Raw genomic sequence first — 23,408 nt, 5'->3', positions numbered from 1 at the left:
GCGCCGGCATTTGGCCGAATCGTCGTTATCTCTCTGGCAGGCCTGGTGGTTAAACTCCAGGCTCCCCTCGGAGATCAAGCTCATGAATACGTACTTGAGTCCCAGCCGCTTCATCGATAGTGACCACCCTGTGGTGGTGGAGTTCGCCGAGAAACATCGCGGAACCCGCCCGGATTTAAGTGACCAGGCAGTCAGTCTTTACTACGCCGTGCGCGAGGCCATTCGCTACAACCCCTATACCTTCAGCCGTGACCCCAACACCTTGAGCGCCAGCTTCGCCCTGGCGGCCGGCGAAAGCTACTGTGTGCCCAAAGCTACGTTGCTCGCCGCTTGCGCGCGCCACTGCGGCATTCCCGCACGCATTGGCCTAGCGGACGTGCGCAACCACCTGTCCACACCGCGACTGCTCGCTCTGCTCAAAAGTGACGTGTTCGCCATGCACGGTTATACCGAGCTTTACCTGAACGGCCGCTGGGTCAAGGCCACTCCGGCGTTCAACCAGCAACTGTGCGAAGTGTTCGACGTGCCGCCGTTGGAGTTCGATGGGCTGCACGACAGCGTGTTCCACGCGTTCAATCGCCAGGGCCAGCGTTCTATGGAGTACGTGGTGGACCACGGGCAATTTGCTGACGTGCCCGAAGCATTTTTCTTCGGGCATATCCGCCAGTGCTACCCGCACCTGTTTGGCGACGATGCGCCCACCTTGCTCGGCGATATGCAGGGCGATTTAAGCCGCGGCTGAACCGGCGTATGCTGCTGCGTTCATCAAGCCATGTTCATCAACGATAAGGCGCGGTCATGCTGAAGATCTGGGGTCGTAAAAATTCATCAAACGTCAGGAAAGCACTGTGGTGCGCCGAGGAACTCGGCCTGGACTATGAAGCAATTGATGCGGGCGGGGCTTTTGGTGTGGTCGATACCCCGCAATACCGGGCCATGAACCCCAATGGCCGGGTGCCGGTGATCGAAGATGGCGACTTTGTGCTGTGGGAATCCAACACCATCGTGCGTTACCTGTGTGCCAAGCAGGCATCGGACTTTTACCCCAGCGACCTGCAAGCCCGGGCCAACGCCGAAAAGTGGATGGACTGGACCACTTCCACGCTCGCCGATCCGTTCAAAGCGGTGTTCTGGGGCATCGTGCGCACCCCGGCTGACCAGCAAAACTGGGACAGCATCAATGCCGGGCGCCAAGCCTGTATCGACGCGCTCAAAACCGTCGAACAAGCCCTCGCCGAGCAACCCTACCTGTCCGGCCAGGCGTTCGGCATGGGCGATATTCCCTTGGGCTGCTTCATCTACGCCTGGTTCGAGATGCCCATCGAACGCCCTGCCATGCCCCATCTGGAGGCCTGGTACCAGCGCTTGCAACAGCGCCCGGCCTACCGCAAGGCGGTGATGACCGCGTTGACTTAATACACACTATTAATACGGGTGACTGTACTTGTGCGGCATGGGCACGCACCATGCTCGCACTGCATCGCAGGTTGAACTACCTGCGGTGTGCCTTTATCTATTCTTTCTATTCCCTTCTTTGGTGCGTACTTCCATATGAGTTCCGCTCTGTCCATCCGGCAGCTAACCAAAACCTACGGCAACGGTTTCCAGGCCCTGAGTGGTATCGATCTGGACGTTGCCGAAGGTGACTTCTTCGCCTTGCTCGGCCCCAACGGTGCCGGCAAATCCACCACCATCGGCATTCTCTCCACCCTGGTCAACAAGACCAGCGGCACGGTGAACATCTTCGGCCACGACCTGGACAAATCCCCGGCGGCGCTCAAGCGCTCCATTGGCGTGGTGCCCCAGGAATTCAATTTCAACCAGTTCGAAAAGACCTTCGACATTGTCGTGACCCAGGCCGGCTACTACGGCATTCCGGCGAAAGTCGCCAAGGAACGCGCCGAGCAGTACCTGACTCAACTGGGCCTGTGGGACAAGCGTGACGTACCTTCGCGCTCGTTGTCCGGTGGCATGAAGCGACGCCTGATGATCGCCCGCGCCCTGGTGCATGAGCCGCGCCTGTTGATCCTCGACGAACCTACCGCCGGCGTGGATATCGAGCTGCGCCGCTCGATGTGGACCTTCCTCACCGAACTGAACGAGAAGGGCATCACCATCATCCTCACCACCCACTACCTGGAAGAGGCTGAGCAGTTGTGCCGCAACATCGGCATCATCGACCACGGCACCATTGTCGAGAACACCAGCATGCGCAACCTGCTGGGCCAGTTGCATGTGGAAACCTTCCTGCTCGACCTGAAGAACAACCTGTCGGTGGCGCCGCAGTTGCTCGGCTACCCAAGCCGGCTGGTGGACAGCCACACCCTGGAGGTGCAGGTGGACAAAGCCATGGGCATCACCGCGCTGTTCACCCAGTTGGCCACTCAGAACATCGAAGTGTTGAGCCTGCGTAACAAAACCAATCGCCTTGAGGAGTTGTTTGTGTCCCTGGTGGAGAAAAATCTGGCGAAGGTGGCGGTATGAGTTCCGAACTGCAACCCAACCTCGTAGCGCTGCAAACCATTGTTTATCGCGAAGTGAAGCGCTTTACCCGGATCTGGCCGCAGACCCTGCTGCCACCGGCGATCACCATGGTCCTGTACTTTGTGATCTTCGGTAACCTGATCGGCCGGCAGATCGGCGACATGGGTGGCTTCACCTACATGGAATACATCGTGCCGGGCCTGATCATGATGTCGGTGATCACCAACTCCTATGGCAACGTGGTGTCGAGTTTCTTTGGCAGCAAGTTCCAGCGCTCCATTGAAGAGCTGATGGTCTCGCCGGTGTCACCGCACACCATCCTCATCGGCTACACCTTGGGCGGCGTGTTGCGTGGCCTGATGGTGGGAGTGATCGTGACGCTGCTGTCGCTGTTCTTTACCCACCTGCAGGTGCATCACCTGGGGGTCACCATTCTGGTGGTCGTGCTGACGGCGACAATCTTCTCGCTGCTGGGCTTTATCAACGCCGTGTTCGCACGCAACTTCGATGATATTTCCATCATCCCGACCTTCGTGCTCACGCCGTTGACCTACCTGGGCGGGGTGTTTTATTCCATCACCTTGCTGCCGCCGTTCTGGCAGACGGTGTCCCTGGCCAACCCGGTACTGCACATGGTCAACGCCTTCCGCTACGGCATTTTGGGCGTGTCGGATATCAAGATCAGTGTGGCGATCACCTTTATGATCGTTGCGACCGTGGTGCTGTATATCGGTTGTGCGCGGTTGCTGGTGAGTGGGCGTGGGATGCGTACATGATGTGGGATTGGAAATAACAAAACGGCCTCATCAGAGGCCGTTTTTTATTGGATGCACACAGAACAAATGTGGGAGCTGGCTTGCCTGCGATGGTATCGACTTCGCTTGACGGGTGTACGGAGGTGTCTGCATCGCAGGCAAGCCAGCTCCCACATTCTGGTCGGCGCACGTGCCTTAGATTTTCAGTGCCAGTTCGATCAGGGTATGCAGTTCTTCTACCGCCAAAGGCTGGGCCGAAAATAGAATACGAAACACCGTCGGTGCGGCGAGCAGGTTGATCAGATGGTCAACGCTCGGTGGCTGTTCCTGCGGGTAGCGGTCAACAATCACCTGCAACTGCCCACTCAGGATGCTCACGCAATACCCTGGCGTCGGGCTGCTTTGCACGTCGCGCATCATGTTGCGGCCTACGTCCGAACTCATCTCATCCAGGTATTGCTCGGCCCAGGCTTGCAGGTCGCCACGCAGGCTGCCGGTGTTGGCCGGTTCGGTATCGGGGCGCATACGGGCCAGGGCGACGTCGGCGAGCAGTACTGACAGATCGCCCCAGCGCCGGTAAATGGTCGACGGCGTGACGCCTGCACATGCCGCAATCATCGGCACGGTGACGCTGGAACGCTCATGGGCCTCCAGCAATTCGCGCACCGCCCTGTGGACGGATTCTTGTACCCGGGCACTGCGGCCCCCCGGGCGGAGGCCTTCTTTGATCGCCATGGGCAAGACCTTAACACAAAGAATTTGCTTTAAGCGCCAGCGAATAGCACACTGCACAAAAGCAAAATATTAGCTTTAGCGGAGCGTGCCCATGCCCAGTGTCATCTCTCAGCGGTCCAGCCTGGCGTTTCTAGTGATCATGGTGCTGACCTTTCTCGCCGCCTCCAGCGCGCCGACGCCGTTGTACCAGGTGTATCAAGACCACCTGCATTTTTCGGCGGCCATGCTCACGGCCATCTTTGGTGTCTATGCCGTGAGCCTGCTGGCGGCCCTGCTGACGGTGGGGTCGCTCTCGGATTACCTGGGGCGCAAGCCGGTGATCTTCGTCGCGCTGCTGCTCAATAGTGTGGCGATGCTGCTGTTTATCAACGCGGACAGCACCGCCTGCCTGCTGGCCGCCCGCGCGCTGCAGGGCTTCGCGACTGGCACTGCCACAGCGGTATTGAGTGCGACGCTGCTCGATACCGACCGCGTCCGCGGCCCGATGCTCAACAGCCTTGCACCGATGCTCGGCATGGCCAGTGGTGGCCTGGGCAGCGGGCTGCTGGTGGAGTTCGCGCCGTGGCCAACCCAATTGATCTACTACACCCTGCTGGCCTTGATGGTGTTACAGGCTCTGTATATCTGGCGCCTGCCTGAAACGGTCAGCCGCATACCCGGCGCCTTGAAGTCACTGGCGCCAACCCTGCATGTGCCGCCGCAGGCGCGCCGCGCGTTGGGGCTGGCGATGCCATTGAATGTGGCCGTGTGGGCGCTGGGTGGGTTCTTTTCCTCGTTGGCACCGTCGTTGGTGCGTGTCGCCACCGGGTCGACCTCGCACTTGATCGGCGGCGGGCTGGTGGCGGTGGTGACCTTGAGCGGCGCGGTGATGATCTACAGCCTGCGCAACCACGCGGCTGACAGGGTCATGCGCGTGTCGGCTGCACTGCTGGCCGTGGGCGTGGGGTTGCTGCTGGTTGCCGTAAACACCGCCAGCCTGTGGCTGTTCTTTGTCGCCAGTGTGATCGCAGGCCTGGGGTTCGGCGGCGGCTTCATGGGCAGTGTGCGCAGCATCGTGGGCCTGGCGTTGCCCCATGAGCGGGCGGGCCTGATGTCGGCGTTCTATGTATTGAGTTACCTGGCGTTCTGCGTGCCGGCGTTGTTGGCGGGTAACCTGAGCCGCGTGTTTGGCCTGGTCGCGACCACGGACGGCTACGGTGCGGTGCTTATCTTGCTGTCTCTCGGGGCCCTTGGTGGGTTGTGGTGGCGGGACTCGGCGCCAGCAAGGGCGAGGGCATAAATGTGGTTAATATAGATAAAACAGATAACAGTTAGAGATATTACCCGTTATATAGATATTCGATCAGGTTCTATCATGGCTTCAACCTCAAATGAGGAAGAGGATTAACCCATGACCTGCTCGACTACTCACCGCTACAAACCCTTCAGTCACCTGGCCCGTCCCAGGGAAGTGATTCGCCAGTTCACCCCGAACTGGTTTGCCGCGACCATGGGCACCGGTGTGCTGGCCCTGGCCTTGGCCCAGCTGCCAGTCAACCTGCCCGGCTTGCATGCCGTCGCCGAGGGCCTGTGGCTGTTCACTATCGGCTTGTTTGTGCTGTTCAGCGTGCTGTATGCCGCCCGCTGGGTGATGTTTTTCCACGAGGCGCGACGCATCTTCGGGCACTCAACGGTCTCGATGTTCTTCGGCACCATCCCCATGGGGCTGGCGACCATTCTCAACGGCTTGCTGCTGTTCGGCCTGCCGCGCTGGGGCGGTGATGTGATCCCGTTGGCCGAGGCCTTGTGGTGGCTGGACGTCGCCATGTCCCTGGCCTGCGGCGTACTGATCCCGTTCATGATGTTCACGCGCCAGGAGCACAGCATCGACCAGATGACCGCCGTCTGGCTGTTGCCCGTGGTGGCGGCCGAAGTGGCGGCGGCCAGCGGCGGCTTGCTCGCGCCGCACTTGGCCGATGCCCATTCGCAACTGGTGATGTTGGTGACCAGCTACGTGCTGTGGGCGTTTTCCCTGCCGGTAGCGTTCAGCATCCTGACCATCCTGATGCTGCGCATGGCCTTGCATAAGTTGCCTCACGCCAATATGGCCGCGTCGAGCTGGTTGGCCCTGGGCCCGATCGGTACCGGTGCCCTGGGCATGTTGCTGCTCGGTACGGATGCCCCCGCGATCTTTGCCACCAATGGCCTGGCCAGTGTCGGTGAAATGGCCCACGGCCTGGGCCTGATTGCGGGCATCACCCTGTGGGGCTTCGGCTTGTGGTGGATGTTGATTGCGGTGTTGATCACCCTGCGTTACCTGCGCGCCGGTATCCCGTTCAACCTGGGCTGGTGGGGCTTCACCTTCCCATTGGGGGTTTACGCCTTGGCCACGCTTAAATTGGCGAGTCTGTTACAGCTGGCGTTTTTCAGTGTGTTTGGCAGTGTGCTGGTGGTTGCGCTGGCGCTGATGTGGCTGATCGTGGCCAAGCGCACCGTGCAGGGCGCTTATAAAGGCGAGCTTTTTGTTTCGCCTTGTATTGCCGGGCTAGCGAATAAGTAAGCAGGATTAGGTAAAGTCGTGGCCTGATAAATAAAGGCCACGCAGGAACACGGACGACGATGAGCCATCCTTCCCAATTCACCTTGCTGCGCACGCGGCGCTTCTTGCCGTTTTTCATTACCCAGTTGCTGGGCGCGTTCAACGACAACATCTTCAAGCAGTCGCTGATCCTGGCCATCCTTTACAAGCTCACCATCGAGGGTGACCGCTCCATCTGGGTCAACCTGTGTGCTTTGTTGTTTATCCTGCCGTTCTTCCTGTTCTCGGCGTTGGCCGGGCAGTTTGGCGAGAAATTCAACAAGGACGCGTTGATCCGCGCGATCAAGATCGGCGAGATCGTGATCATGGCGGTGGGCGCGACGGGTTTTCTGACCAATCATCTTGAACTGATGCTGCTGGCGCTGTTTGCCATGGGCACTCACTCGGCGCTGTTCGGCCCGGTGAAGTACTCGATCATGCCCCAGGCCTTGCACGACGATGAGTTGGTGGGCGGCAACGGCCTGGTGGAGATGGGCACGTTCCTGGCAATTTTGGCCGGCACCATCGGTGCCGGGATCATGATGTCTTCCACCCATTACGCGCCGGTGGTGGCGGTGGCGATTGTGGCCGTGGCGGTGCTGGGCTACCTGGCCAGCCGCAGCATCCCGCGCGCAGCGGCTTCGACACCGCAGCTGCGCCTGGACTGGAATATCTTCACTCAGTCCTGGGCGACTTTACGCATGGGCCTGGGGCAGACGCCGGCCGTATCGCGCTCGATTGTCGGCAACTCATGGTTCTGGTTTGTCGGCGCGATTTACCTCACGCAAATACCAGCCTATGCCAAGGAATGGTTGTACGGCGACGAAACCGTGGTGACCTTGATCCTCACGGTGTTCTCGGTGGGCATCGCCTTGGGCTCGATGCTGTGCGAAAAACTCTCCGGGCGTAAGGTGGAAATCGGCCTGGTGCCGTTTGGTTCGTTTGGCCTGACCGTGTTCGGCCTGCTGCTGTGGTGGCACTCCGGCGGCTTCCCGCAGAACGTGCAAGCCAACGATTGGCTCGCGGTGCTCAGCTACGGCCAAGCGTGGTGGGTGCTGTTCGATATCCTCGGCCTGGGGGTGTTCGGTGGCTTTTACATCGTGCCGCTGTATGCGCTGATCCAGTCGCGTACCGCCGAGAACGAACGGGCACGGGTGATCGCGGCGAACAACATTCTCAATGCACTGTTCATGGTGGTCTCGGCCATCGTGTCCATTCTGCTGTTGAGCGTGGCCAAGCTGTCGATCCCCGAGTTGTTCCTGGTGGTGTCGCTGCTCAACATCGCGGTTAACACTTACATCTTTAAAATCGTCCCCGAGTTCACCATGCGCTTCATGATCTGGCTGCTCAGCCATTCCATGTACCGCGTGGAGCATCGCAACCTGCAAGCCATCCCGGATGAAGGCGCGGCGTTGCTGGTGTGCAACCATGTGTCGTTTGTCGATGCGCTGTTGATTGGCGGCGCAGTACGTAGGCCGATTCGCTTTGTCATGTACTACAAGATCTACCGCTTGCCGGTGCTCAATTTTATCTTCCGCACCGCCGGGACGATTCCGATTGCCGGGCGCCATGAAGACATTCAGATCTACGAGCAGGCGTTCGCGCGCATTGCCCAGTACCTCAAGGATGGCGAGCTGGTGTGCATCTTCCCGGAAGGCAAGCTGACAGCCGATGGCGAGATGAATGAGTTTCGCGGTGGGGTGACGCGCATCCTGGAGGAGACGCCGGTGCCGGTGATCCCGATGGCATTGCAGGGGTTGTGGGGGAGTTTCTTCAGCCGTGATCCGAACAAGGGTTTGTTTCATCGGATCTGGTCGCGGGTGGTGTTGGTGGCGGGCGAGCCGGTGGCTGTGGAAGCGGCAACGCCTGAGCAGTTGCACTCTGTGGTGGGCGGTTTGCGGGGGAGTGCCAGGTAGTTTGTCGTTGTTTGTCAGGGCATCATCGCAGGCAAGCCAGCTCCCACATTTGACTGTATTCACAATTCAAAAGGTGGGAGCTGGCTTGCCTGCGATAGCGGTAGTGGCTTAAGTGGAAATCTTTAGCCCAATCAGCCCACAAATAATCAACGCCACACTCGCCAACCGAAACAACGCCATGGATTCTCCAAACAGGATAATCCCGGCAATCACGGTGCCCACGGCCCCCACGCCGGTCCAGATGGCATAGGCGGTGCCCAGCGGCAATTCCTTCATGGCCAGCCCCAACAACCCAAGGCTGACGGCCATCGCGGCAATCGTCAGGACGGTGGGCAGCGGCTTGCTGAACCCGTCGGTGTACTTCAGGCCGACGGCCCAGCCCACTTCAAACAACCCGGCAAAAAACAGAATGATCCAGGACATGATGACCTCGCTTCTATCAAAGTGGGGTCGTCCCCGGGTGAGCGCTTGATAGCGTCGCGAGGTCGTCCCCGCGAAGTTCGGTAGAGTGCCGAAATTGGACCGGGCGATCAAGTTACGGCGTGGTTTCCAGGGCGCGGCGGTCTTCCTTTTCGCTCATGCGGCGGAAATAGGTCGACAGCAATGCGCCGGAAATATTGTGCCAGACGCTGAACAACGCACTGGGCACCGCCGCCAGTGGCGAAAAGTGCGCACTGGCCAGCGCGGCACCCAGCCCGGAGTTCTGCATGCCCACTTCCAGGGCCAGCGACTTGCGTTGCGCCAAGGGCAACTTGAACAGGCGCCCGGTGAAGTAGCCCAGCAGGTAACCGAAGCTGTTGTGCAGCATCACCACGGCCATGATCAGCAGGCCCGACTCGGCAATCTTGCCTTGGCTTGCGGCAACTACGGCCGCGACGATGATCACAATGCTGACCACCGACACCAGTGGCAGCACATCCACCGCATGCCTTACCCGATCACCGAGCAGGCGCTGCGCGACCACGCCCAGTACGATGGGCAGCAGCACCACTTGCAGGATCGACCAGAACAGTTCCATGAACGACACTGGCAGCCAGGCCGAGGCCAGCAGCCAGATCAACGCCGGTGTGAGCAGCGGGGCGAGGAGGGTGGTGACCGCGGCAATCGCCACCGATAACGCCAGGTCACCCCGGGCCAGCCAGGTCATGACGTTGGACGACGTGCCACTTGGGCAACAGCCGACCAGGATCACGCCAACGGCAATTTCCGCCGGCAAATGGAACGCCTGGCACAGCAACCATGCCACGCCCGGCATGATCACGAAATGCGCGACCACGCCCAAGGCCACGCGCCACGGGTGGCGAGCGACTTCGGCGAAGTCTTCCAGTTTCAAGGTCAACCCCATGCCGAACATCACCAGGCCCAGCAGTGGGACGATGGCGCTTTTCAGGCCGATGAACCAGCTGGGTTGGAGAAAGGCGACAACGGCAAAGATCAGCACCCAGTAGGCAAAGGTGTTGCCGACAAAGCGGCTCAAGGCGGCGAGTGCGCGCATGGGGATGTCCTTTTTTATTCGATTTCTGAGTTGTCGATGCAATCAAATGTGGGAGCTGGCTTGCCTGCGATAGCGGTGTATCAGTCGGCACTCCTCTGGCTGACACTCCGTTATCGCAGGCAAGCCAGCTCCCACACTGACCGTGCCCGCATTGGATCGGTGTTGCTTAGATGCCCTGTGGTGTCTCTTCGCCGCCCAGTGCCTCGACCAGCGCCGGCAGGAAATCGCCGAAGGTCAGCATCATCAAGGTAAAGCTGGCATCCAGTTGGCCCAGGGCTTCGTCGCCGCCGTCCTGTTCCGCCTGGTCTTGCAGCAGGTCTTCGAACTTCAGGCGCTTGACGGTCATCTTGTCGTCGAGCATGAAGGACAGCTTGTCCTGCCACGCCAGGGACAGTTGGGTTACGACCTTGCCGGTGGTCAGGTGCAGCTGGATCTCTTCGCCGGTCAGGTCCTGGCGTTTGCAGCGCACGATGCCGCCGTCTTCGTGGGTGTCGCGCAGTTCGCATTCGTCGAGGACGAAGAAGTCATCAGCCGGTTTCTGGGTGGTGACCCAGTCAGTCATGATTGCAGTTGGTGCGGTTTTTACCGTCAGAGGGCGGACGGGCAGGGTGCCGATCACTTCACGCAGGGTCGACAGCAGGTCTTCGGCACGCTTGGGGCTGGCCGAGTTGACCAGGATCAGGCCCTGTTTCGGCGCGATTGCAGCGAAGGTCGACGAGCGACGGATAAAGGCACGCGGCAGGAAGGCCTGGATGATTTCATCCTTGATCTGGTCGCGCTCCTTCTTGTAGACCTTGCGCATTTGCTCGGCTTCGATCTCTTCGACTTTCTCTTTAAGTGCATCACGCACCACGCTACCCGGCAGGATGCGTTCTTCCTTGCGAGCGGCGATCAGCAGGAAATCGCCGCTGACGTGAACCAGGGGGGCGTCTTCACCTTTACCAAAAGGCGCGACAAAACCGTAAGTGGTCAACTCCTGGCTTGCACAAGGGCGCGCCAGCTTGGTGGCCATGGCCGCTTCCAACGCCTCGGCATCAACAGGCAGATCTTGGGTCAGGCGATAGATAAGCAGGTTCTTGAACCACATGGGGTGAGTCTCTCCTCTATACAAAGGGGGGCATTATTCTCTTGATCACGCCGCAGGCCAACCCTGCCTAAGCCATTGGAAGGGCTGAAAAAAAAGATTTAAGAAAGTGCTTGCCAGACTTAGGGTCGCTCCGTAGAATGCGCGCCACACCGAAACGAAGGGTGATTAGCTCAGCTGGGAGAGCATCTGCCTTACAAGCAGAGGGTCGGCGGTTCGATCCCGTCATCACCCACCATTCGCTTCATGTGTTACGCGCAGCGGTAGTTCAGTCGGTTAGAATACCGGCCTGTCACGCCGGGGGTCGCGGGTTCGAGTCCCGTCCGCTGCGCCATATTCAGTCACCTGGAATGCTGAACGCCAGGTGACCAAAGAAAGCCCGCTCATTGAGCGGGTTTTTTTCTGTCCGAAATATGGCAAAAAATCGTGCGCTAAACTTTTTTTAAATAAATTGCATTTAAATCAAGACATTACGATTTTTTGGTGTATGATGCGCCCACACCGAAACGAAGGGTGATTAGCTCAGCTGGGAGAGCATCTGCCTTACAAGCAGAGGGTCGGCGGTTCGATCCCGTCATCACCCACCATTCGCTTCAAGTGTTACGCGCAGCGGTAGTTCAGTCGGTTAGAATACCGGCCTGTCACGCCGGGGGTCGCGGGTTCGAGTCCCGTCCGCTGCGCCATATTCGGTCACCTGGAACACTGAACGCCAGGCAGCCACAAGAAACCCGCTCATTGAGCGGGTTTTTTTTCGCCTGCGATTTAACGCGCCTTACGGTGCGTTGCGGCTGTGGCGGTAATCGCTGACGGCCTCGTACACCGCTTTGCGCAGCCGGTTGATGCCGCCGATGGGGCGGTGCGCTTCCAGCCCGAACCAGGGGTTGAACGACTGGTTATCGCACGCCAGGTTCTGCGCCGGCGTGTCGAAGTCCTGGGCGGGAATCCTGACCTTGGCCACGGTTTCATACGGCGCGTCGCTTTCCTTCCATTCGATGCTGGTGTCTTCGATCGGCATGAACGCCTGCGGGTTTTGCCGCTGGATCTGCAGCACAAAACACGCATCTACACGGTCGGTGGACAGTTGCTGGTTGAGCGCGCTGCGCAGGAAGTTCGGCAGGGCCTGGTTCTGTTTGGGCAGCACATAACCCGGGCAGCTTTGTGGGGCGGGCGCGACGCGGAACTTGGCGTTGGCCGCGCCAAACTTGTAGGGCGACACTGAAAAGTAAGTGGTCTGCGTCGGGCTGGCCGGTGCGGGCGCCAGGGTTGCCAGGGCGATAAACAGGTGACGCACTTGCCAACTGCGCGGGTCGAGCTTGGGAAAGAAAGCCAGGACCTTCTTGCCATCCGCTTGCGCGCCGATGTTTTGCGCGTATTCCGCGACATCGCTGACAAAAAAGTTCGGGTGGCTGAACATTACGAAATCCTGTTCGGTGCGCGCTTGCTGATCTGCCATCAGTTGCTTGCCCGGCACATCCAACAGCTTGATGGCCATGCCGCGTGCATCGCGGATGCTGTCGAATTGTGGATAAGCGTTGCCGTTGGACAGGCGCATCGTCGCCTGCCAGGTCTTGCCCGGCTCGGCGAACACGCCCTGGCGCAAGGCCGGGTCGAGATCTGCCAGAACGCTGACCTCGGCTTTCACGCACCCATGGGCCTTGGCATGGGCATCACGCAGGTAGCGAGTGCCTTCGCGATGCTGATCAACGATGCGCACGGCGGTCTGGATGATGCCTTGGGTCATCGCCGCTTCACCCGGCGGGATCTGTTCCTTCACCGACACCGGGCCCCTGTGCTGCCAGGCGAACCAGGCCGTGGCCAACACCCACCCCAGCAGGCCCAGGCCCAGCAGCCACAGCAGGGTTTTGCCAACAAAGGCGCCAAGGCGTAGCCAGAGACGAGCAAGCATGGAGCGGTCCTTGTTTTGCGAGCGGATAATCATGGCAGTTGTTGCTCCAGCGGGCCGCCCAGCACTTTGAGGTATTCGAGCAGCGCCCAGCGTTCCTGCGGCAGCAAGCCGCGGCCGATCACGCCATTGCCACGCTTGCCGGCACGGAATTCGTGGCCGCTGTTGTGGTTGCCGGTGATTCTGGTATCGAACAGGAAGGCATTCTTGAAGGCGATGGTCTCAAACCCCAGGTGACGCGGGTCGTAGTTGAAGGTGCCCTTATAGAAGGTAGTGCTGCGTTCGTCCTGGGGCGAGAGCAGTTGGTAGATCGTCGGCACCGAACCGTTGTGCAGGAACGGTGGGGTGGCCCATACGCCGGCCAGTGGCCGCGCCTTGTAGGCACGCAATTCGCGCACGCCGATGGGCAGGCCGAACCCGTCCAGGCCTGGGCGCTCGGCCGCGGTAACGCCGGCCGCACGGTAGGCATGCTCTTCGACGAAGGCGGTGACATAGGCCAAACCCTGGGCCACCGACATTTTTTTCAGGTCCAGCGGCGCGGTGGGGGTGGGGTGCAGTTCGACATTGAGCCGGGCCAGTTCGGCCGGGTCCCATTGCAACGCGCTGAGGTCATAGCGTTGGTCGGCAATGTTGTTGGCCGTGCCGGGGTCGGTGCCGATGTAGTTCACCGGCAGCATTTTCAACTGCTGCACCGGACGGCCGTTTTCTTGGGTGACGGTGGGTAGGTGGCAGCCGGCGCAGTTCTCGGCAAAGAGTGCGCGACCCTGGGCGGCGAGGGGCTTGTCGATGGCACCGAACAAGTCTTGCGGCCAGGTCGGCGGTTTGAGCCGTTGCAGGGTTTCTTCGATCAGGTGCAGGTCGCGCACCCGTACGCTGGACGGGTAGCGGGCATCGCCTTTGAGCGGTTGCCCGGCAGTGTCGAAGAACGTCAGGGTCGCGCCTACGCCAAGGGCTTCGCCGATGTTGCGCGCCATGGGCTGTTGGGCCGAGCCATTCCACTGCACCCAGTCGAAGGTCCAGATGTCCCACAACTGCGGGTAGTCCACCGGCGCATTGGCGACGCGATAATTGTCTGGGGAAATAGCGTCGCCAAAACTGGCGTTGGCGATTCGCCCAAAGGCGTCAGTGCGGCCCGGGCCTTCTTCGGTGGGGTAAAGGCCGCGGTGGGTGTCATTCCAGGCAACCTTGAGGAACTGGTTCAGCGATTGCTTGAAGTCCTTGCGCAGTTGATCGCGCTGGGCGTCGTACTGATCCCCCAGGACCTTGTGGGCAAAGCGCTCGAACTTCCATGGGTTGTAATAGGTAGCGGCCAGGCTGGCGACCAGGGCCTGGCCGAAACTGCCGCCACGCAACGTGGGAACGCTGGAGGGCAGTACGTGTTGCGCCGAGCCGCCGTCGATACGCAGGGCCTGACCCTTGAAGTGCAATTCGCCGGTGTGGCAGGCCGCACAGGTGATATCCAGGTACTGAGCCTTGCTGTCGGCGTTCTGGTGCCGGGCGAACCCTACCGGCAGGTTGCCAGGGTTTTGCGCGGTGGGCACCTGTTTGGGATCGACCAGGAAGCCAAAGCGCGCCAGGTACTGCGGCGCGGCAAAGTGTTGCTCGGAGAACGGCAGCTCCAGGGCGGTGAACCAGTCGTAGTGCAGGCCTTTTACTTGAGTGCCCTGGGGCGTGAAGTAGTAGGTCTGGCGGTCGGCGGCACTCCATTGCTCCTGATAGTGCACCTGTTTCACGGGCACGTAATCCGGCAGCTTGGGGTTGAGGGTGTAATAGAGCACCACGTCCAGGATCAGGCCCAGTGCGATCAGTATCAGGAGTAAAACTCGGGAAAAAATGCGCAAGATAACTATCCTTGTCGAATTGTCGCGTTGTTATGCCACTGCGCCACAGGTGCGGCAAGTGACGATTAGCCTGCTATCAGCCGGTTCCGCGATCCGTCGCGGGCCCCCATGATAAATGGAAATGCTTTTAAACACGTGAACTTATCAGAAGTTTCCTGCTCACATGCCGGTAGCCATTGGTCGGGGCCGCCTGATAAGCTCGCGACTTTATTCGAATGCCCTTTTGGCGCATGAACAAGGAAATAGCATGAAACAGCATCGGTTGGCGGCGGCGGTGGCCCTGGTTAGCCTGGTACTTGCGGGTTGTGATTCGCAAACCAGCGTAGAGCTGAAAACCCCGGCGCAAAAAGCTTCCTACGGCATCGGCCTGAACATGGGCAAGAGCCTTGCCCAAGAAGGCATGGATGACCTGGACTCCAAAGCGGTAGCCCAAGGCATTGAAGATGCTGTCGGCAAGAAAGAGCAGAAGCTCAAAGATGACGAACTGGTTGAAGCCTTCGCCGCGCTGCAAAAGCGTGCCGAAGAGCGCATGACCAAAATGAGCGAAGAGTCGGCAGCTGCCGGCAAGAAATTCCTCGAAGACAACGCCAAGAAAGACGGTGTTGTCACCACCGCTTCCGGCCTGCAGTACAAGATCGTGAAGAAGGCCGACGGCGCCCAGCCTAAGCCAACCGACGTGGTGACTGTTCACTACACCGGCAAGCTCACCAACGGCACTACCTTTGACAGCTCTGTAGATCGTGGTAGCCCGATCGACCTGCCGGTCAGCGGCGTGATCCCGGGTTGGGTCGAAGGCTTGCAACTGATGCATGTTGGCGAGAAGGTCGAGTTGTACATCCCGTCCGACCTGGCCTACGGCGCCCAGAGCCCGAGCCCGGCGATCCCGGCCAACTCCGTGTTGGTATTCGACCTGGAGCTGCTGGCCATCAAGGACCCAGCCAAGGCAGAAGCAGCAGACGCACCTGCTGCACCAGCCGCCAAGAAGTAATCGGCGCCTGAACACACAACGCCCCGTCTCGACGGGGCGTTGTTGTTTTCGGGGCTGTATCAAAGGATGCAAAAATCTTCTGTGGGAGCTGGCTTGTCGGGTCGCCGCATCGCTGTGATGACCGCCAGACGCTCAGCACTCCAAATGTGGGAGCTGGCTTGCCTGCGATGACGGCCTGCCAGCCTACACCTACTAACTGACACACCACGATCAACCTGTGGGAGCGGGCTTGCTCGCGAAGGCGGCCTGGCAGTCAACACAGTTGGATTGTGTACATATCCATTGCTGCGGTAACGGCCACATAGGGTTCCGCCCTGACGGCGGCTCACTTTGCAAGAGCGGCAAAGTAAGCAAAACGCTCTTGCCCCACCACTCGGCACCTCGCTCAGGCTCGGTGTGCCCGTAATCCGCCAGTGATTTGGGGGGAGGGGGGGGCGCCGCCACGCGCCATCCATGGCGCGGGGCGGCTAAACCGGCATCCCTGCTACAGCCTGTAAAGTTGTGTTGATGCGTAAGGCAATCGCAGGCAAGCCAGCTCCCACATTTGGAGCCCGGGGTGTCTGGGAGATAGGCATCGGCTGGCAGGCTGCCACGTCGTACCGGGTCGTGTAGATGTCTATCGCTATCGCACGCCAGCGAGCCCCTGCGTTGAAGCCTCTGCAAATCCAAACGAACGTCCGCAATCGGACACAGTCTGATATAAGACTCGAGCACGGGTAGCCGCACATACATGCCAAGTCAATGAATTCTTGGGTTTTTTTTATGTGCGCAAAAAACGCCCGATCTGACTGTAGGCCTTGTAGTCCGTGGCTTTCAGCCGATAAAACAGGCTCTGTTCACAAGGTTATCCACAATTTGTGTGGATAACCTTTTATGTCGCCTGGAACTGGAGTGCCCAATGAAACCACCGTTCAATTTCACCCGTTTCCTGCCCATGGCCGCACGTCTGCTCGGCCGTGGCCGCCTGCCCACCCTGTTGTTTGCCGTCGCTGCCAAAGGCTCAAGCCAGGGCAATCGGCTGGGCCAGTTAAAGGACGATCTGAAATTGCTCCAGGCCCTGTGCCTGGCTTACTGGCGCGGCGAATACCGAGCGATCAGCCCCAAGGCGCTGCTCTCGGTGGTAGCGGGGCTGATGTACTTTCTCAGCCCCATTGATGCAATCCCGGACTTTATCCCGATGTTCGGCATGTTCGACGATATCGCCGTGCTGGCGTGGGTCATGAAGACCCTGAGCGGCGAACTGAGCGCCTTTCGTGCGTGGCGCGATGCGCAACGCCCGGAAAAACTCGCGGTGGTTGAGCGCCTCCCCGCGACGCCTGAGCTGCTGGCCCGGGAAAACCCACAAAAAAACTAATGATGCCGGGTATCCCCCGGCGACCTTCGTGGCTGTTAGGATTACACTTCTAAGGAAAGAACTTACTTAGTAAGTGTTTTTATCCTACGGGGCAGTCATGGATATTCAGATCATTTCACGCGATGGCGCACCCGAATACGCGGTGTTGCCATGGGACCAGTACCAGGCGCTGCTAAAAGCTGCCGGTCAGCAGCAACCTACACCCGCTTCTTCCCCTGCCGCCTCTACCGCCATTGATCAGGACCTGCGCCCGCTCGCAGCCCTGCGCGGCCTGCGTGAAGCCAAGGGGCTGGCTATCGAGACCCTGGCACGCACAGTGGGGATCAGCCCCTCATACCTTGGATTGATTGAAAGTGGTGAACGCCAGCCGGATGCCGCCATTCGCCGCAGCCTGGCTTGGGAATTGGGCGTAGCAGGTTGGAGGGATGAGTCTTGAGCCTACGTATTAGCCGTCAACACTGGGATGGGTTGCTCAACGAACTGGATCAGGCGCGGCGCCAGCGCCATTTGCTCACCTACCGTGCACTGCTTGAGCGCCTGCAATTCCCCACGCCGGCCATGCAGACCCTGGCGGCGGCCCTGGAGCACCTGGCGGCACTGGATGCCAAGGCCGAGCAGCCGCTGCGCAGTTCCCTGGTGATCAGCCAGGGCGCCAGCCGCCTGCCGCGCACCGGTTTTTTCGAATGTGTGGAGCGCCTGGGGCGGTTCAGCGGGCCTTCTGACGGCGTGGCCGCCGCGTCCTGGCATGCTTCCGAAGTGGTGCGGGTGTTCGAGTACGAGTACCCGGAGTCCGCCGAGGCTTAGAATGCGACGGCAAGGATGTTGTTATCGTCCTACCGCTTGGTTCAGTGTCTGGCCTGTGATCCGAATTCGTAACGGGCCGACATTTTGATGTTAGGAAGTCGTTCTAGGCAGATGAAGTTTGTCGGGCGGCCCGCCCGTTCATATCTTGTATTGTTGTATTTGCTGCCGAGGAGTGGTTTAAAGTTGGCTTCTATAATGAAGCCAACTGTAATGAGTATTAAAGGTCAGAATTTAGGGAAGGTGCCGTGCGGCAAAAAGTATTTTTCTATTAGGGTGGTATATGCACGGTGGGATCCATAGATGTCCTCCATGCTTTTTCGAGTTACCTCCGTAACTACAACATCATCTCTATCGTCACGAAAGCCTTCCGTGCATTTGTCAAATATCGTGTCGATATCTGCATGGTGAGCAATTATACAAGAGTTGTTTATTCCAGCATAATCGGGGGTTTTTCCATTAAGATTGTCGACATTCTCATGGAATTTAGTAAAGTTCTTATTGCTCTTTCCTCGATCTAGATAGACATGGTAAATAAACTTTTCCATGATGTTTCCTTAAAGTTGAATTGATTTTTATGCGTGATTTGAGCGCGCAATCACTTCCTTGAGTAAGGTGCAGTCTGCGCAGATGTAGTATTATTGGGTGGGCGCGTTAGCTCAATACAGGAGTGTTTATTTGCTTTACCATGGCGGCAATTTTATACGCAAGATCTCCACCAGCCCCGGGCCCTTGGAATACTACCGATCCTGTCGTTTCATAGACATTTAAAATCAATTGATCGGGGAACGTATATTTAAGCTGCCCATTAGGTTTGGATTCCAGATGGTGCTCAATAGTTGATAGGTAAGACCTTAGAACAGATACGTGATTACAAATCATTGATGGGACAGTCATATTTATCCTTAAATTTTACTGACGTAAGTATATGGGGTGATGGCGCAAGGCTATCACTCCGTTCGACATTACCTCTTTCGAGGGCATTCGGCAATAGTCTCAGCGCGCCACTGCGCCACCCTGAGTTTTTGTAAAGGGAATTGCCATAACTGTTGAATGTTGACCGATTTTTGCTCAGTCTGCGAAGGCAAGGGTCGGGCAGTGGAGTCCAACTCCGTCCGCATTAGTACTCAATCCAATGGTCATTCCAGTATTGATCTTTCTGAGGTCTCGTTGATTACGCCCAGTATTTGCGAGGTTGATCGAAATCTGCCGAGGTCTAAAGCGCTGGGGTATACATGTCCATGCTGTCGATCACGTGGATGCTGTAGCCCGCCACATCCTTGGCTTGGTGCTTGGCTTGTGACGCCAGTTCTGCCAACTGGCTGGCATCGAGTTGTGCGCAGGCCTGAGGATACAAGTGCACTACACCGATGGACAGCGACAGCAACGCAAACTCCTGGCGCACGCCCTGGCGATTGAGGGCCACGAAGCACCCAGCCTCCAGATGTTCAGCGCGGTAGAAGCGTCGGCATTGGGTATGGAAGTCATCCAGCAACTGGTTGAGCCGCTTGCGCCAATCCTGCGGGCCCAGCACCAGCAAAAAATCATCCCCACCAATATGCCCGACAAAGTCGCGGCTGGGGTCTACCCGGTCGTTGAGGCACTGCGCCAGGCACAGCAGCACTTCATCCCCGCGCCCGTAGCCGTAGATATCGTTGAACGGTTTGAAACTGTCGATATCCACATAGCAGATCACCGACTCGCGCTGTTGCTGCAGCAGCCGGGTGAGGCACTGCTGGATCGGCACATTGCCAGGCAACAAGGTCAACGGGTTGGCGTAGCGGGCCTGCTGGATTTTCAGCTCCGTGATCAACTTGAGCACGTCGATGACCCGACCCAGCCCCAGGTAATCACCGTTCAGGGTTATGATGAAATCCTCTTCGATGCGTTGCCGCGCGCGGCTGGTCAATAAGCGGCTGACCTGCTGCAAGGACTGGCTCAGTTCCACCGCCAAAAAGTCATCGCTCATCAAGCGGCTGATGGGTTTACGTGCAAACAGATCGGTCGCGAACGGCTTGAGCAACGCGTCCGACAACGAGTGCCGGTGCACAATGCCGACCGGGCAACCGCGGCCGTCCAATACCGCCAGCGAGTTGAGGTTGGCCTGGCGGCGGAACGATTCCAGCACTTGAGCGGTGGCGGTGTCTTGATCCACGGCGGGCTGCTCATTGAGCAGGGCGCTCAAGTCACTGCCTTCGTCATTGAGGGCCAGCGTGGCGTTATCCGGCTTGGGCAGCATCAGGCGCGCTTCCTGCGGCGGCTTTTCCTGAGGGCGGCAGAGCAGGTAGCCCTGGACCAGGTCGACGCCCATCTCCGTCAACACCGCCAGTTCTTCCGGCAACTCGATGCCCTCGGCAATCACTTGGGCGCGGGACGCCCTGGCGATCTGCAGGATCGAGCCGACAAACTCACGCTTGAGGGCGTCCTGGTGAATGCCGTCGATAAAGTGCCGGTCGATCTTCACGTAGTCCGGGCGCAGTTCGGACCACAACCGCAAGCTGGAATAACCGGCGCCCAAGTCATCCAGTGCGATGGCAAAACCCATGTCGCGGTAGTGGTGCAAGGCAGTTTGCAGCAGCGCGAAATCGTCGGTGGGTGCCTGCTCGGTTAGCTCGATCACCACTTGGCTGGGAGAAATGCCGAAGTCGCGCAACAGTTGCAGCGTGCGCCCTGGCTGATGTGCGTTCTCCATCAAGGATTCGGGAGAGATATTGAGGAACAGCTTGCCGGGCAGTTTCTGCTCGCTGAAGCGCCGGCATGCACTCTCTCGACACGCCATGTCCAATTCGCTCAGGCGCCCGGCGTGGCTGGCCACCGAGAACAGTGCGACGGGGGAGTGCAGCGGGCTGTTGGACGGGCCACGACTGAGAGCTTCATAACCGAGGATGCGCCGCTCCGACAGGCAGATGATCGGTTGGAACAGGCTGTGCAAACTGCCTTGAGCCAGGATTGAGCCCAATGCATTCAGCTGTTCGGTCATGGTCATGGCGGTCTCGATCAAAAAAAGGACCGTAGGCGTAAACCTGCGGTCCTTTTATTTCACGACAGAATGATGTCTATATGATGACACTCCGAGGAGCGATCACATTAAATCGCCATCATTTACTGCTTGGCCACCTGCTTGGTGATTTTCAGGTAATCCAGCAGGATCCGGCCAGTCTCGGCCAAGTAAGCGTCGTCTTCCGGCTTGGTTTTATCCGCCTCGGTCGGCAGCGCGTCTTCATCTTCTTTCTTCAGCTCTTTGAGCGGGTCTTCACCCTTGGCCTTGCGGCGGGTGTTTTCCAGCACCAGTTGCTGATTCTCGATGCTGGAGTGCTGTGCACGGCGATCCGCTTCGTTGAGGCTGACGGTCTTTTCTTCCATCAGCTTCTTGGCCAGGGCCAGCTTGTCGCGGATAAACACGAACTCGGCATCCTTGGCGGAGCGGGTGTCATGGTCAGCCTTCAACTGAGCCAGGAAGGGCTTGAACGGATCCGACGCCGGCTTGATCGCAGGGCGGATGGTGTCCCACGGCATGGCTTCAGGCAGGGCGCTTTCGCCGATTTCCTTGGTGTCGATGATCGAAGGGAAATCGATATCCGGCAGTACGCCTTGATGCTGGGTGCTCTGCCCGGATACCCGGTAGAACTTGGCCAGTGTCAGCTTGAGCTCGCCATGGTTCAGCGGTTGGATGGTCTGCACGGTGCCTTTGCCGAAGGTCTGGCCGCCGATGATCAGTGCGCGGTGGTAGTCCTGCATGGCGCCGGCGAAAATCTCCGAGGCCGAGGCCGAGAGACGGTTGACCAGCAGCGCCATCGGCCCTTTGTAGAAGGCACCCGGGTTCTCGTCTTCGAGCACGTCGACACGGCCGTCAGCGTTGCGTACCAATACGGTCGGGCCCTTGTCGATAAACAGGCTGGTCAGCTCGGTAGCTTCCTGCAGGGAGCCGCCGCCGTTGTTGCGCAGGTCGATGACCACGCCGTCGACTTTCTCTTTCTGCAGTTCTGTCAGGATTTTCTTCACGTCGCGGGTGGTGGACTTGTAGTCCGGATCACCGGCACGGAACGCCTTGAAGTCCAGATAGAAGGCCGGGATTTCGATCACGCCCAGCTTGTAGTCCTTGCCATCCTGCTTGAGGTTGAGGACTTTCTTCTGCACGGCCTGGTCTTCGAGCTTCACCGCTTCACGGGTGATGGACACGATCTTGCTGGTCTGGTCGTTCGGTGCATTGGTGTGCGGAATCACTTCCAGGCGCACCACGCTGCCTTTAGGCCCACGGATCAGCTTGACCACTTCGTCCAGGCGCCAGCCGACCACATCGACCATCTCTTTGTCGGCTTGGGCCACGCCGATGATCTTGTCGGCCGGTGCCACTTGCTTGGTTTTGTCAGCAGGGCCTGCCGGCACCAGACGTACGATCTTCACCTGGTCATTGTCGCTTTGCAGGACGGCACCGATGCCTTCCAGGGACAGACTCATATTGATATCGAAATTTTCCGCGTTATCTGGCGACAGATAATTGGTGTGCGGGTCGTAGGACATCGCAAAGGTGTTGATGTAGGCCTGGAAGATATCCTCGGCACGGGTCTGGTCCAGGCGTGCCAGCTGGTTCTTGTAGCGCTTGGTCAGCAGTTCTTGAATGGCCTTGGGCTCTTTGCCAGCGATCTTCAAGCGCAGCACTTCGTCCTTGACGCGTTTGCGCCACAGGTCGTCCAGGGCTGCGGTGCTGGTCAGCCAAGGGGCGTCCTTGCGGTCTACCAGAAGGGTTTCTTTCTGGGTGAAATCGAGTTTGTCGACGCCCTTGTTCAGCTCACCCAACGCGGAGTCCAGACGCGCTTTGACGCGGTCCAGGTAACGCTTGTAGATGGTGAAGCCGGGTTGCAGGTCGCCGCTCTTGAGGAAGTCGTCGAATTGGGTCTTCCACTTGTCGAACTCAGCGATATCGCTGGCCAGGAAGTAGCTGCGCGAGGGGTCCAGCAGCTTGAGGTAGCTGTCGTAGATGATCACCGAGCGAGCGTCGTCCAGCGGCGGCTTGCTGTAGTGATGGCGCTTGAGCAACTCGACGACGTTAAGGCTGGCAATCACCTCATCGCGATCAGGCTGAAGGTTGTCCCAGCTATTGGCTGCGAACGTATTGGTCGACATCGACGCGAAGCCGAGACCAATGAAAAAAGCGAGGGCGGTGCTGGGGAACAGATGCTTCATGCTGATTCGACGCGGGGGCAATTGATAACGCATATTAGGCCGTCTTTGAGGGAGCCGGTTCCATATGGTCCGGTCGCATAATGCAAAAAGCCCGGCGCTACAGCACCGGGCTCAGTCCAGACTCACTATGGAGGCACTGTGAAAGCATTGCAAGGCGTTGACGGTGATGTGGGGGGCTAGAACAACCTCGTCCTACGTCCGGTGTAGTCCATATTGCCAATAGCCTGACCGAATCCTAGATTGAAATGCAGTCAGTGTGGGAGCTGGCTTGCCTGCGACAGCGGTGCAACAGTGAAGAATTCTTCATCTGG

20 protein-coding genes and 4 tRNA genes are annotated in these 23,408 nt (G+C 58.9%); 15 read left to right on the top strand and 9 right to left on the bottom strand.

Translation table 11 applies throughout. The features are described 5' to 3' along the window. Positions 1-82: 82 nt before the first annotated feature. From BT204_RS20415 to BT204_RS20400, 4 genes are all read left to right on the top strand, one after another. On the top strand, positions 83-742 hold the full coding sequence (locus tag BT204_RS20415; protein ID WP_054897863.1) for a transglutaminase-like domain-containing protein: 660 nt from the start codon (positions 83-85) through the stop codon (positions 740-742). 56 nt (positions 743-798) lie between these two features. Next, positions 799-1,416, top strand: coding sequence for a glutathione S-transferase family protein (locus BT204_RS20410; protein ID WP_032892575.1), 618 nt, complete (start codon positions 799-801; stop codon positions 1,414-1,416). A 135-nt stretch (positions 1,417-1,551) separates the two neighbouring features. After that, the gene (locus tag BT204_RS20405; protein ID WP_014717781.1) at positions 1,552-2,484 is read left to right on the top strand and encodes an ABC transporter ATP-binding protein; all 933 of its coding nucleotides are present in this window, start codon (positions 1,552-1,554) and stop codon (positions 2,482-2,484) included. Further along, positions 2,481-3,260, top strand: coding sequence for an ABC transporter permease (locus BT204_RS20400; RefSeq protein WP_005786689.1), 780 nt, complete (start codon positions 2,481-2,483; stop codon positions 3,258-3,260). The genes BT204_RS20405 and BT204_RS20400 overlap by 4 nt, the downstream gene beginning before the upstream one ends. Positions 3,261-3,434: 174 nt before the next feature. Here BT204_RS20400 and BT204_RS20390 read toward each other — a convergent pair whose 3' ends face one another. Then, the gene (locus tag BT204_RS20390; protein WP_054921690.1) at positions 3,435-3,974 is read right to left on the bottom strand and encodes a TetR/AcrR family transcriptional regulator; all 540 of its coding nucleotides are present in this window, start codon (positions 3,972-3,974) and stop codon (positions 3,435-3,437) included. Between the two features lie 91 nt (positions 3,975-4,065). Between BT204_RS20390 and BT204_RS20385 the strand changes: the two genes are divergently transcribed. The 3 genes from BT204_RS20385 to BT204_RS20375 all read left to right on the top strand — a co-directional run bounded on the left by BT204_RS20385 (position 4,066) and on the right by BT204_RS20375 (position 8,447). Beyond that, positions 4,066-5,253 carry an MFS transporter gene (locus tag BT204_RS20385; protein WP_072448102.1) on the top strand — a complete coding sequence of 396 codons (1,188 nt, stop codon included), beginning with the start codon at positions 4,066-4,068 and terminating at the stop codon, positions 5,251-5,253. Positions 5,254-5,364: 111 nt separating this feature from the next. Further along, positions 5,365-6,513 (top strand): TDT family transporter, encoded by a 1,149-nt coding sequence (locus BT204_RS20380; protein WP_034127234.1) that lies wholly within the window; start codon positions 5,365-5,367, stop codon positions 6,511-6,513. Between the two features lie 59 nt (positions 6,514-6,572). Continuing rightward, entirely contained in the window at positions 6,573-8,447 is a 1,875-nt protein-coding gene (locus tag BT204_RS20375) for an MFS transporter (protein ID WP_057978120.1), read from the top strand. A gap of 108 nt (positions 8,448-8,555) precedes the next feature. On the opposite strand, the gene sugE is transcribed toward BT204_RS20375, so the two are convergent. From sugE to rdgC, 3 genes are all read right to left on the bottom strand, one after another. Then, on the bottom strand, positions 8,556-8,870 hold the full coding sequence (gene sugE, locus BT204_RS20370; RefSeq protein WP_054897869.1) for a quaternary ammonium compound efflux SMR transporter SugE: 315 nt from the start codon (positions 8,868-8,870) through the stop codon (positions 8,556-8,558). Between the two features lie 112 nt (positions 8,871-8,982). Continuing rightward, on the bottom strand, positions 8,983-9,942 hold the full coding sequence (locus BT204_RS20365) for a bile acid:sodium symporter family protein (protein ID WP_003190129.1): 960 nt from the start codon (positions 9,940-9,942) through the stop codon (positions 8,983-8,985). A 166-nt stretch (positions 9,943-10,108) separates the two neighbouring features. Continuing rightward, positions 10,109-11,029: a recombination-associated protein RdgC gene (rdgC, locus tag BT204_RS20360; RefSeq protein ID WP_005786703.1), complete on the bottom strand. Its 921-nt coding sequence runs from the start codon at positions 11,027-11,029 to the stop codon at positions 10,109-10,111. 159 nt (positions 11,030-11,188) lie between these two features. Between rdgC and BT204_RS20355 the strand changes: the two genes are divergently transcribed. From BT204_RS20355 to BT204_RS20340, 4 genes are all read left to right on the top strand, one after another. Further along, positions 11,189-11,264: transfer RNA gene (locus tag BT204_RS20355), tRNA-Val, on the top strand. Between the two features lie 19 nt (positions 11,265-11,283). After that, positions 11,284-11,360: transfer RNA gene (locus BT204_RS20350), tRNA-Asp, on the top strand. 177 nt (positions 11,361-11,537) lie between these two features. Continuing rightward, positions 11,538-11,613 (top strand) — tRNA-Val (locus tag BT204_RS20345). A gap of 19 nt (positions 11,614-11,632) precedes the next feature. Beyond that, positions 11,633-11,709 (top strand) — tRNA-Asp (locus tag BT204_RS20340). 89 nt (positions 11,710-11,798) lie between these two features. Here BT204_RS20340 and BT204_RS20335 read toward each other — a convergent pair. Beyond that, the gene (locus BT204_RS20335) at positions 11,799-12,932 is read right to left on the bottom strand and encodes a catalase family protein (protein WP_072448194.1); all 1,134 of its coding nucleotides are present in this window, start codon (positions 12,930-12,932) and stop codon (positions 11,799-11,801) included. 29 nt (positions 12,933-12,961) lie between these two features. Next, the gene (locus BT204_RS20330) at positions 12,962-14,770 is read right to left on the bottom strand and encodes a di-heme-cytochrome C peroxidase (protein WP_072448100.1); all 1,809 of its coding nucleotides are present in this window, start codon (positions 14,768-14,770) and stop codon (positions 12,962-12,964) included. Between the two features lie 247 nt (positions 14,771-15,017). On the opposite strand from BT204_RS20330, the gene BT204_RS20325 reads away from it, so the two are divergent. The 4 genes from BT204_RS20325 to BT204_RS20305 all read left to right on the top strand — a co-directional run bounded on the left by BT204_RS20325 (position 15,018) and on the right by BT204_RS20305 (position 17,916). Further along, positions 15,018-15,758 (top strand): BamJ family beta-barrel-assembly machinery protein, encoded by a 741-nt coding sequence (locus tag BT204_RS20325; protein WP_003190133.1) that lies wholly within the window; start codon positions 15,018-15,020, stop codon positions 15,756-15,758. 898 nt (positions 15,759-16,656) lie between these two features. Continuing rightward, a complete protein-coding gene (locus tag BT204_RS20315) occupies positions 16,657-17,112 on the top strand; it encodes a YkvA family protein (RefSeq protein WP_054897871.1) in 456 nt (151 codons plus the stop codon). Between the two features lie 97 nt (positions 17,113-17,209). Beyond that, entirely contained in the window at positions 17,210-17,548 is a 339-nt protein-coding gene (locus tag BT204_RS20310; protein WP_034127238.1) for a helix-turn-helix domain-containing protein, read from the top strand. After that, the gene (locus BT204_RS20305; protein WP_005786715.1) at positions 17,545-17,916 is read left to right on the top strand and encodes a hypothetical protein; all 372 of its coding nucleotides are present in this window, start codon (positions 17,545-17,547) and stop codon (positions 17,914-17,916) included. The genes BT204_RS20310 and BT204_RS20305 overlap by 4 nt, the downstream gene beginning before the upstream one ends. A gap of 224 nt (positions 17,917-18,140) precedes the next feature. Here the strand turns inward: BT204_RS20305 and BT204_RS20300 are convergent, their stop codons facing one another. The 3 genes from BT204_RS20300 to BT204_RS20285 form a co-directional block, all read right to left on the bottom strand. Further along, positions 18,141-18,461, bottom strand: coding sequence for a hypothetical protein (locus BT204_RS20300; protein WP_034127239.1), 321 nt, complete (start codon positions 18,459-18,461; stop codon positions 18,141-18,143). Positions 18,462-19,129: 668 nt separating this feature from the next. Further along, a complete protein-coding gene (locus BT204_RS20290; RefSeq protein WP_034127240.1) occupies positions 19,130-20,899 on the bottom strand; it encodes a bifunctional diguanylate cyclase/phosphodiesterase in 1,770 nt (589 codons plus the stop codon). A 116-nt stretch (positions 20,900-21,015) separates the two neighbouring features. Continuing rightward, positions 21,016-23,097: a carboxy terminal-processing peptidase gene (locus BT204_RS20285; RefSeq protein ID WP_239695924.1), complete on the bottom strand. Its 2,082-nt coding sequence runs from the start codon at positions 23,095-23,097 to the stop codon at positions 21,016-21,018. Positions 23,098-23,408 lie beyond the last annotated feature (311 nt).

The sequence above is a fragment of the Pseudomonas sp. NFPP02 genome, from assembly GCF_900119355.1.
Lineage (GTDB): Bacteria > Pseudomonadota > Gammaproteobacteria > Pseudomonadales > Pseudomonadaceae > Aquipseudomonas > Aquipseudomonas paracarnis.
This window is presented reverse-complemented; position numbering and strand designations above follow the sequence as displayed.

Coding starts and splice junctions, on each gene's coding strand:
- sugE (WP_054897869.1), bottom strand. CDS start 8,870: ATGTCCTGGATCATTCTGTTTTTTGCCGGGTTGTTTGAAGTGGGCTGG.
- BT204_RS20405 (WP_014717781.1), top strand. CDS start 1,552: ATGAGTTCCGCTCTGTCCATCCGGCAGCTAACCAAAACCTACGGCAAC.
- BT204_RS20415 (WP_054897863.1), top strand. CDS start 83: ATGAATACGTACTTGAGTCCCAGCCGCTTCATCGATAGTGACCACCCT.
- BT204_RS20300 (WP_034127239.1), bottom strand. CDS start 18,461: ATGGAAAAGTTTATTTACCATGTCTATCTAGATCGAGGAAAGAGCAAT.
- BT204_RS20410 (WP_032892575.1), top strand. CDS start 799: ATGCTGAAGATCTGGGGTCGTAAAAATTCATCAAACGTCAGGAAAGCA.
- BT204_RS20310 (WP_034127238.1), top strand. CDS start 17,210: ATGGATATTCAGATCATTTCACGCGATGGCGCACCCGAATACGCGGTG.
- BT204_RS20400 (WP_005786689.1), top strand. CDS start 2,481: ATGAGTTCCGAACTGCAACCCAACCTCGTAGCGCTGCAAACCATTGTT.
- BT204_RS20290 (WP_034127240.1), bottom strand. CDS start 20,899: ATGACCATGACCGAACAGCTGAATGCATTGGGCTCAATCCTGGCTCAA.
- BT204_RS20365 (WP_003190129.1), bottom strand. CDS start 9,942: ATGCGCGCACTCGCCGCCTTGAGCCGCTTTGTCGGCAACACCTTTGCC.
- BT204_RS20335 (WP_072448194.1), bottom strand. CDS start 12,932: ATGCTTGCTCGTCTCTGGCTACGCCTTGGCGCCTTTGTTGGCAAAACC.
- BT204_RS20285 (WP_239695924.1), bottom strand. CDS start 23,097: ATGAAGCATCTGTTCCCCAGCACCGCCCTCGCTTTTTTCATTGGTCTC.
- rdgC (WP_005786703.1), bottom strand. CDS start 11,029: ATGTGGTTCAAGAACCTGCTTATCTATCGCCTGACCCAAGATCTGCCT.
- BT204_RS20375 (WP_057978120.1), top strand. CDS start 6,573: ATGAGCCATCCTTCCCAATTCACCTTGCTGCGCACGCGGCGCTTCTTG.
- BT204_RS20390 (WP_054921690.1), bottom strand. CDS start 3,974: ATGGCGATCAAAGAAGGCCTCCGCCCGGGGGGCCGCAGTGCCCGGGTA.
- BT204_RS20315 (WP_054897871.1), top strand. CDS start 16,657: ATGAAACCACCGTTCAATTTCACCCGTTTCCTGCCCATGGCCGCACGT.
- BT204_RS20385 (WP_072448102.1), top strand. CDS start 4,066: ATGCCCAGTGTCATCTCTCAGCGGTCCAGCCTGGCGTTTCTAGTGATC.
- BT204_RS20325 (WP_003190133.1), top strand. CDS start 15,018: ATGAAACAGCATCGGTTGGCGGCGGCGGTGGCCCTGGTTAGCCTGGTA.
- BT204_RS20380 (WP_034127234.1), top strand. CDS start 5,365: ATGACCTGCTCGACTACTCACCGCTACAAACCCTTCAGTCACCTGGCC.